Here is a 6,858-nt window from a genome sequence, read left to right as displayed (position 1 = left end):
ATCGAGCGTCAGTTCGGTAAGGGCGCGATCATGCGGTTGGGTAGTGAGGGTGTGAATCTGGACCTGGGGGTGATTTCGACCGGGAGCCTGGGGGTGGACTTGGCTCTCGGTGTCGGGGGTGTGCCGCGGGGTCGGATCATCGAGATCTATGGGCCTGAGTCGGGTGGTAAGACGACTCTGTCTTTGCATGTGGTGGCGGAGGCGCAGGCTGCTGGTGGGGTGGCGGCGTTCGTTGATGCGGAGCATGCTTTGGATCCGTCTTATGCGCGGGCGTTGGGTGTGAATACGGATGAGTTGCTGGTGTCTCAGCCTGATACGGGGGAGCAGGCGTTGGAGATCACCGAGTTGTTGGTGCGCTCGGGTGCTGTTGATGTGGTGGTGATCGATAGTGTGGCGGCGTTGGTGCCGCGGGCCGAGATCGAGGGTGAGATGGGGGATGCTCACGTGGGTTTGCAGGCGCGGTTGATGAGTCAGGCGCTGCGTAAGCTCACGGGGGTGTTGAACAAGTCGCGGACGACGGCGATCTTCATCAATCAGATCAGGGAGAAGATCGGGGTTCTGTATGGGAATCCGGAGACGACTCCTGGTGGTCGGGCGCTCAAGTTCTATGCGAGCGTGCGGATGGAGGTTCGTCGTAAGGGTGATGTGAAGGTTGGGGCCGAGAAGGTCGGTAACCGCACCCGGGTGAAGGTGACCAAGAACAAGGTTGCTCCTCCGTTCCGTGAGGCGGAGGTGGAGATCATGTTCGGTCGGGGTATCGACAAGTTGGGTGACCTGATCAACATCGCTACCGACCTGGATGTGGTGCAGAAGAGCGGTAGCTGGTACTCGTACGGTGAGGAGCGCCTGGGTCAGGGTAAGGAGAAGGCGGCGGAGGCGCTGACCGAACGACCGGAGCTGATACCCGAGATACGCCAGAAGGTGATCGAAGCGATCGGTGGCGGCAAGAAGAGCTCCGGCAAGGGCGTCGACGACGAGGTGATCTTCGAGGAGGCTTGATCTTCCGGTGGCGAGCAGACAGAAGGTCCAGCTCGACGAACTGCTGGTCTACGCGCTGGGAGGAGAGGCGCCCGAAGCCTTCGTGGAGCGGTTGGTCTGCTCGCGGCACCTGTGGGACGACGAGTTCAGGCGCCGCCTGGAGGAGCTGGCGGTCGAATTCCGGCCCGACCTGGCGACCTGGGAGATCACCGCCAGGGAGGACGGGGAGTTGATCGAGCGCCCGCTCATCGAGACCGAACCGGACTGCTGGGCCGGTAGGGGCTGATGGGGGATCGCCTGGACCGGAGGTGAGAAACCGTTCACTCCCATCCGAAGGGAAGTGACGGCGACAGCGGCAGGAGTTACGATGGCCGCAATCATGATTGCGGGCGAGAGCGTCCCTGCCGGACCTCGGCAGCCCGGCGGGAGTGAGTGAATGGCTACCCAGACCCTGGCCCAGGCCGCCCAGCAGGAACCGGCAAGCAAAACCAACGACTTCTCCCTGGCGGTAGCGACCGCGAACGGGACGGGGAGCCAGACGGCCAACCTCACCTTGCTGCGCTCGTTCTTCAAGATGGGCATTCCGGTCCACGGCAAGAACATCTTCCCATCCAACATCCAGGGCCTGCCAACCTGGTACCACATCAGGGTCAGCCGACACGGCTACATAGCTCGCCGAGAACCCGAACTGCTGGTGGCGTTCAATCGTGCCACGGTACGCGAGGACGTCTCGGCGCTGCCGGCAGGCTCGGTGGTGCTGCTCAACACCGACCTCGGCTACGCTCTCGAACGAGACGACCTGATCGCCTACGAGGTACCGGTGAAGGCACTCCTGGAGGGCGCCGAGGCCAAGGGGAAGCTCAGGGACTACCTCGCCAACATGACCTACGTCGGAGCGCTCGCGCATCTGCTGGGCGTCCCGCTCGAGACGATCGAAGAGGCCCTGGGTCACCACTTCGGGGGGCGGCAGAAGTTGGTCGACTCGAACATGGCCGTAGTCCGGCGATCCTACGGGTACGCCTGTGCCGAACTCGAGAAGCGCGATCCCTACCGCGTGGAACCGATGCAGGCCACCGACGGCCTGATCATGATGACCGGCAACGAGGCCGGAGCCCTCGGCGCCGTCTTCGGCGGGGTGAGCGTGGCCGCCTGGTACCCCATCACCCCCTCCACCAGCTTCGTCGATGCCCTTCGCGACTACCTGGCAGAACTTCGGACCGAAGAGGACGGTCGGGCAACGTTCACGGTCGTGCAGGCCGAGGATGAACTGGCCGCCATCGGCATGGTGGTCGGCGCGGGTTGGGCCGGCAGCCGGGCTCTCACCGCCACCAGCGGTCCCGGCATAAGCCTGATGGCCGAGTTCGCGGGACTCGGCTACTTCGCTGAGGTGCCGGCCGTTATCTGGGACATCCAGCGGGTCGGACCCTCGACGGGTCTGCCCACCCGCACCAGCCAGGGCGATATCGGCTTCGTCTATACGCTCGGCCACGGCGACACGAAGAACGTCATCCTCTTCCCCTCCTCCATAGAGGAGTGCTTCGAGTTCGGGATGAAGAGCTTGGACCTCGCCGAGAGGCTGCAGACACCGGTTTTCGTGCTCTCCGACCTCGACCTGGGCATGAACAACTGGATGGGGGAGCCTTTCACCTACCCGGACCGCCCGTTGGATCGCGGCAAGGTAGTGAGCGCTGGCGAGATCGAGGAGCTCGGACACTACTCCCGTTACGCCGACGTCGATGGCGACGGCATCGGATACCGGGCGCTCCCGGGCAACCCGGACCCTCGCTCCGCCTACCTCTCGCGTGGCACCGGACACGACGAACACGCGGTCTACAGCGAACGGCCCGAGGACTGGCAGAGGAACGCCGAGCGACTCGCACGGAAGTTCGATACCGCCAGGAAGCTCGTCCCACGGCCGGCCGTGGACGAACCGGAGGGAGCCGAACTGGGAATAATCGCTGTCGGTTCCACCCGATACGCGATCGACGAGGCGAGGGACGCTCTGGCGGAGCGCGGGCTCAGAACGGCTTTCATGCGACTGCGAGCGCTTCCTATCGACGAGGAGGTGCGTGGGTTCGTGAGCCGCTACCCGAAGGTGGCGGTGGTGGAACTCAATCGTGACGGCCAGCTCACCGGGATCCTGAGGAGCGAGCTTCCCGAACTGGCTACCAGACTGGTTCCCATTGCGCACCTCGACGGCATGCCGCTGACGGCCCGATGGGTTGGAGAACGACTCGCAGCGATCGTGGAGGTAGAGTAGCGTGGATAGGGCGCAAGCGATAAAGTCGAACGCCATCGGGCTGGGCAAGGCTGATTACGGCGGCGGGCCTTCGACCCTGTGCGTGGGCTGCGGTCACAACTCGATCGCCAATCAGGTGATCCAGGTCGCCTACGAACTCTCGCTCAAACCGAACGAGATCATCAAGCTCTCCGGTATCGGCTGCTCGAGCAAGTCCCCGGCCTACTTCCTGGGCATGTCACACGGCTTCAACAGCCTCCACGGGCGCATGCCGTCGCTGGGAACCGGAGCCCTCATGGCCAACCGCGGCCTTCGCGCCATCGGCGTTTCGGGTGACGGCGACACCGGCTCTATCGGCCTGGGACAGTTCAAGCATCTGCTGCGCCGCAACGTCCGGCTCACCTACATCGTCGAGAACAACGGCGTCTACGGGCTCACCAAGGGGCAGTTCTCGGCCACCGCCGACGAGGGCCAGGAGCTGAAGTACGCCGGTCAGAACGAGTTCCCGGCCATCGATGTCTGCCTCGAGGCGTTAGCTGCCGGCTGCGGATTCGTGGCGCGCAGTTTCGCGGGGGACGCGAAGCAGGTCCGGGAACTGATGAAGGCCGCGCTCAGTCACCGGGGCACCGCCGTTCTCGACATCATCAGCCCCTGCGTCGCCTTCAACAACGACGACGGCTCGACCAAGAGCTACGGTTACGGCCGCGGCAACGAACGGCCGCTGCATGAACTCGGCTACGTGCCCTTCGCCGAGGAGATCGTGCTCGACGGCTTCGATCCCGGCGAGGTGAGGGTGGTGGAACTACACGACGGTTCGAGACTCACTCTGCGCAAACTCGAAGAGGAGTACGACAGCTCGAACCGGGTGGCGGCCATCGACCGCCTGCTGCGAGCCCAGGAGCAGAACGAGTTCCTCACCGGTCTCTTCTACTACGACCCCAGCAGGGCGAACCTCGCGGAGTCGAGCAACCTGGTGGACACCCCGCTCGCCGAGCTGCCAGAGGAGAAGTTGAGGCCCTCCCGCGAAGCCCTCGAAAGGATGATGGCCCGCTACAGCTGAGGCGCGGCCAATCGGCCGTGCAGCCCCTCGGTCCCGCAGCCTGTCAGCCCTGCAACACCTAAGCCCCGCAGCCCTGCGGCCCTTGAGCCCCTTAGCACTGTGCAGGCCTCGGCCTCTCAGCCCCGCAGCAGGAAGTAGGCAACGGCCAGCACCAGTACGACGATGACGGTCGTGAACACGGCGACAGACGATGCGTTGCGGTTGCGCGGCGGGTCGTACTCGTTCACCTTCGGGTTGTCGTCACCCAACTGGTCTCGGGGGGGCGGTTCCGGATCGTAGTCTGGGTGGTCGCGGCGCGGCGGCGGTGGTTTCTCTCTCGGCATGTGGGGCCCCCTCGACCGAGTATCGACCCTACGGAAGCGCGCGACTGTGTGGACAGCAGCTCACCGCACGACGATGGGCCGCTCTCCGGCTATCGATACCGTCCCGATCAGCTCCGCTCTCGGGAACCGGGGGCGGACCGCAGCGAGCAACTCCTGGGCCCGCTCGCCGGCCACGCTGAGCAGCAGCCCGCCGCTCGTCTGAGGGTCGACCAGCGCCAGCCAATCCAGCTCGGAGATGCTCTCGCGTCCGGCGACGGCCGCCGCCACGTATGTCGTGTTGCTGCCATGAGCCCTGGTGACGATCCCCCGGCCGAGCGTCTCACGGGCGTTGGCGAGGAGCGGGACCGAGCCGGCCTCGATCTCGATCGTCACGTTCGATCCGCGGGCGATGTGGAGCGAGTGGCCCAGCAGACCGAAGCCGGTGACGTCGGTCGCTGCGTGTACGGCCTCCCTCAGATCGGGCGGCAGGTCGAGCAGGTTGAGGAGCTTCATCGACTCGATCGCCTCGGCCAGATCGGCGGCGGTCACTTCGTCGTTCTTGAGTCCCCCGGTCAGCGTCCCGGTACCGACCGCCTTGGTGAGCAGCAGCCGGTCGCCGGGCCGAGCCCCGCGGTTGCTCCACATCTGCCCGGTAGCCACGAACCCGTTCACGCTGAAACCGAGCTTGAGGGTGTCGTCGTCGATCGAGTGACCGCCCACGAGGAGAGCGCCGGCGGCATTTATCCGCTCCGTCGCCCCCGCCATCAGTTCCGTCAGAACCGATCCCGGCAGTGTCGCCGAGGGGAAGGCCAGCACCGTCAGCGCCGAGAACGGTCGGCCGCCCATGGCGAAGATGTCGGAGAGCGCGTTGGCGGCTGCGACGGCACCGAAATCGCGTGGATCGTCGAGTATCGGGGTGAAGAAGTCGACCGTCTGCACCAGCAACCGCTCCTCCGAGATGCGCCAGACGGCGGCGTCGTCGAGGAAATCGGTCCCCACCAGCAGGTCAGGGTGCTCCTGACGCGGCAGGCCGGCGAGCAGGGTCGCGAGACTGCCGGCTTCGAGCTTCGCGGCGCACCCTCCCCGGTTGACGGTTTTCGTGAGTCTCAGCTCTGCCGGCGTATCCAACTGGCCAACTCCTCGCGCCCGCCCCGAACCACCACTTCGCGTCGCAGCCGCTCCACCGACTTGCGGTAGAGCGGATCGTAGTACTCGTGCAGCAGAGGTGCGATGAACGGCTCCAGGGCGGCGCTGTCCCGCCACGAGTCGGAGGCGATGGCGCCTGCCAGCACACCCTGGAGCTGCTCGACGAGGCCGCCGCCAAGTCGTCGCCGAAGTCGCGAAACCGAATCGGCAAGCTCCCGCAACACGACCTCCGGACCACGGGCGATAGCCGGTTCCAGCACGTACTGCCGGTGTATCCTCCGCACCCGCTCCTCGATCGGCGCTTCGAGCAGAGCCACCGGCGCCGATGTCATCGGCGCGAACAGGGCTTCCTGGAGCTGTAGCGCGCCGATTCTGCGGGACTCGTCCTCGACCACCAGCAACCGGGCCGGATCGAGCAGGAGCCGGGCCGCGATCTCGTTCTCGAAGGTCTGCTGGGCGGGCTGAGCTCCCAGGTGGCCGAAGGCGCTGCCACGGTGGTTCGCTAGCCCCTCCAGGTCGAGCGCAAGCATGCCGTCGGCGCCCCTGAGCGACTCGATGAGTTCCGTCTTGCCGGTGCCGGTCATGCCGCCCACGACCAGCAGTCGACGGCGGCGCAGTGAGCGTTCGAGGCTCCCGACCAGGTGCGCCCGCAAGGCCTTGTAGCCGCCGGCTACGCGCGGCACCCGGGGTTCACCCAGGTACGACTGCGCCAGCTCCGAGCGCAACCCGCCCCGCCAGCAGGCGATAACGGCCGGGCCGTTCCGGCACACCGCCCGCCACCTTTCGACGCGGCCCGGCATCGCCTCGCTCGTCAGCTCGACGCCCAGCTCGACGGCGACCCTCTGCCCCGACTCCTTGTAGGCGATCCCCACCCGGCGGCGCTCCTCGTCCTCGAGGATCGGCACGTTCACCGAGCCGGGCAACGTCCCGCGGGCCACCTCGGCTGGTGAGCGAACGTCGAGGATGGCGTAACTCTGCTCGCCGGCACCCTCGCGGTAGACCTCCTCGGGGGAGACGAGGGGTCCCGCCAACGGGGGGCGAGCCGGCATCCGATCGACATCGGTCACGCTTCTCAGAGTAGCCCGCGGTGGCGAGCGGCCGGGTAGGGCGTGAGGCGCCGGGGCTACTAGAAT

At 66.2% G+C, this 6,858-nt stretch carries 7 protein-coding genes; 4 read left to right on the top strand and 3 right to left on the bottom strand.

Annotated features, from left to right (window positions below):
- The 4 genes from recA to VF168_04250 form a co-directional block, all read left to right on the top strand.
- Positions 1–999, top strand: a 999-nt coding sequence (gene recA, locus VF168_04265; GenBank protein HEX7003382.1) for a recombinase RecA, incomplete at its 5' end; no start/stop codon positions are given.
- 7 nt (positions 1,000–1,006) lie between these two features.
- The gene (locus VF168_04260; GenBank protein HEX7003381.1) at positions 1,007–1,264 is read left to right on the top strand and encodes a hypothetical protein; all 258 of its coding nucleotides are present in this window, start codon (positions 1,007–1,009) and stop codon (positions 1,262–1,264) included.
- A 150-nt stretch (positions 1,265–1,414) separates the two neighbouring features.
- Positions 1,415–3,238: a 2-oxoacid:acceptor oxidoreductase subunit alpha gene (locus tag VF168_04255; protein HEX7003380.1), complete on the top strand. Its 1,824-nt coding sequence runs from the start codon at positions 1,415–1,417 to the stop codon at positions 3,236–3,238.
- 1 nt (position 3,239) lies between these two features.
- Complete coding sequence (locus tag VF168_04250; GenBank protein ID HEX7003379.1) at positions 3,240–4,277, top strand: 2-oxoacid:ferredoxin oxidoreductase subunit beta; 1,038 nt, start codon at positions 3,240–3,242, stop codon at positions 4,275–4,277.
- 116 nt (positions 4,278–4,393) lie between these two features.
- Here the strand turns inward: VF168_04250 and VF168_04245 are convergent, their stop codons facing one another.
- From VF168_04245 to mnmH, 3 genes are read right to left on the bottom strand one after another with little or no spacing between them, the layout of a single operon-like run.
- Complete coding sequence (locus tag VF168_04245; protein HEX7003378.1) at positions 4,394–4,600, bottom strand: hypothetical protein; 207 nt, start codon at positions 4,598–4,600, stop codon at positions 4,394–4,396.
- Positions 4,601–4,660: 60 nt separating this feature from the next.
- Positions 4,661–5,707, bottom strand: a complete 1,047-nt coding sequence (gene selD, locus VF168_04240) for a selenide, water dikinase SelD (protein ID HEX7003377.1) — start codon at positions 5,705–5,707, stop codon at positions 4,661–4,663.
- Entirely contained in the window at positions 5,686–6,792 is a 1,107-nt protein-coding gene (gene mnmH, locus VF168_04235) for a tRNA 2-selenouridine(34) synthase MnmH (GenBank protein HEX7003376.1), read from the bottom strand. The genes selD and mnmH overlap by 22 nt, the downstream gene beginning before the upstream one ends.
- Positions 6,793–6,858: the final 66 nt, after the last annotated feature.

This window comes from Trueperaceae bacterium, from assembly GCA_036381595.1.
Taxonomy (GTDB): Bacteria; Deinococcota; Deinococci; order Deinococcales; family Trueperaceae; genus DASVCN01.
This window is presented reverse-complemented; position numbering and strand designations above follow the sequence as displayed.

Bases quoted from the DNA above. Each gene is read 5' to 3' on its own strand.
- VF168_04255 (HEX7003380.1), top strand. From the start codon at position 1,415: ATGGCTACCCAGACCCTGGCCCAGGCCGCCCAGCAGGAACCGGCAAGC.
- VF168_04245 (HEX7003378.1), bottom strand. From the start codon at position 4,600: ATGCCGAGAGAGAAACCACCGCCGCCGCGCCGCGACCACCCAGACTAC.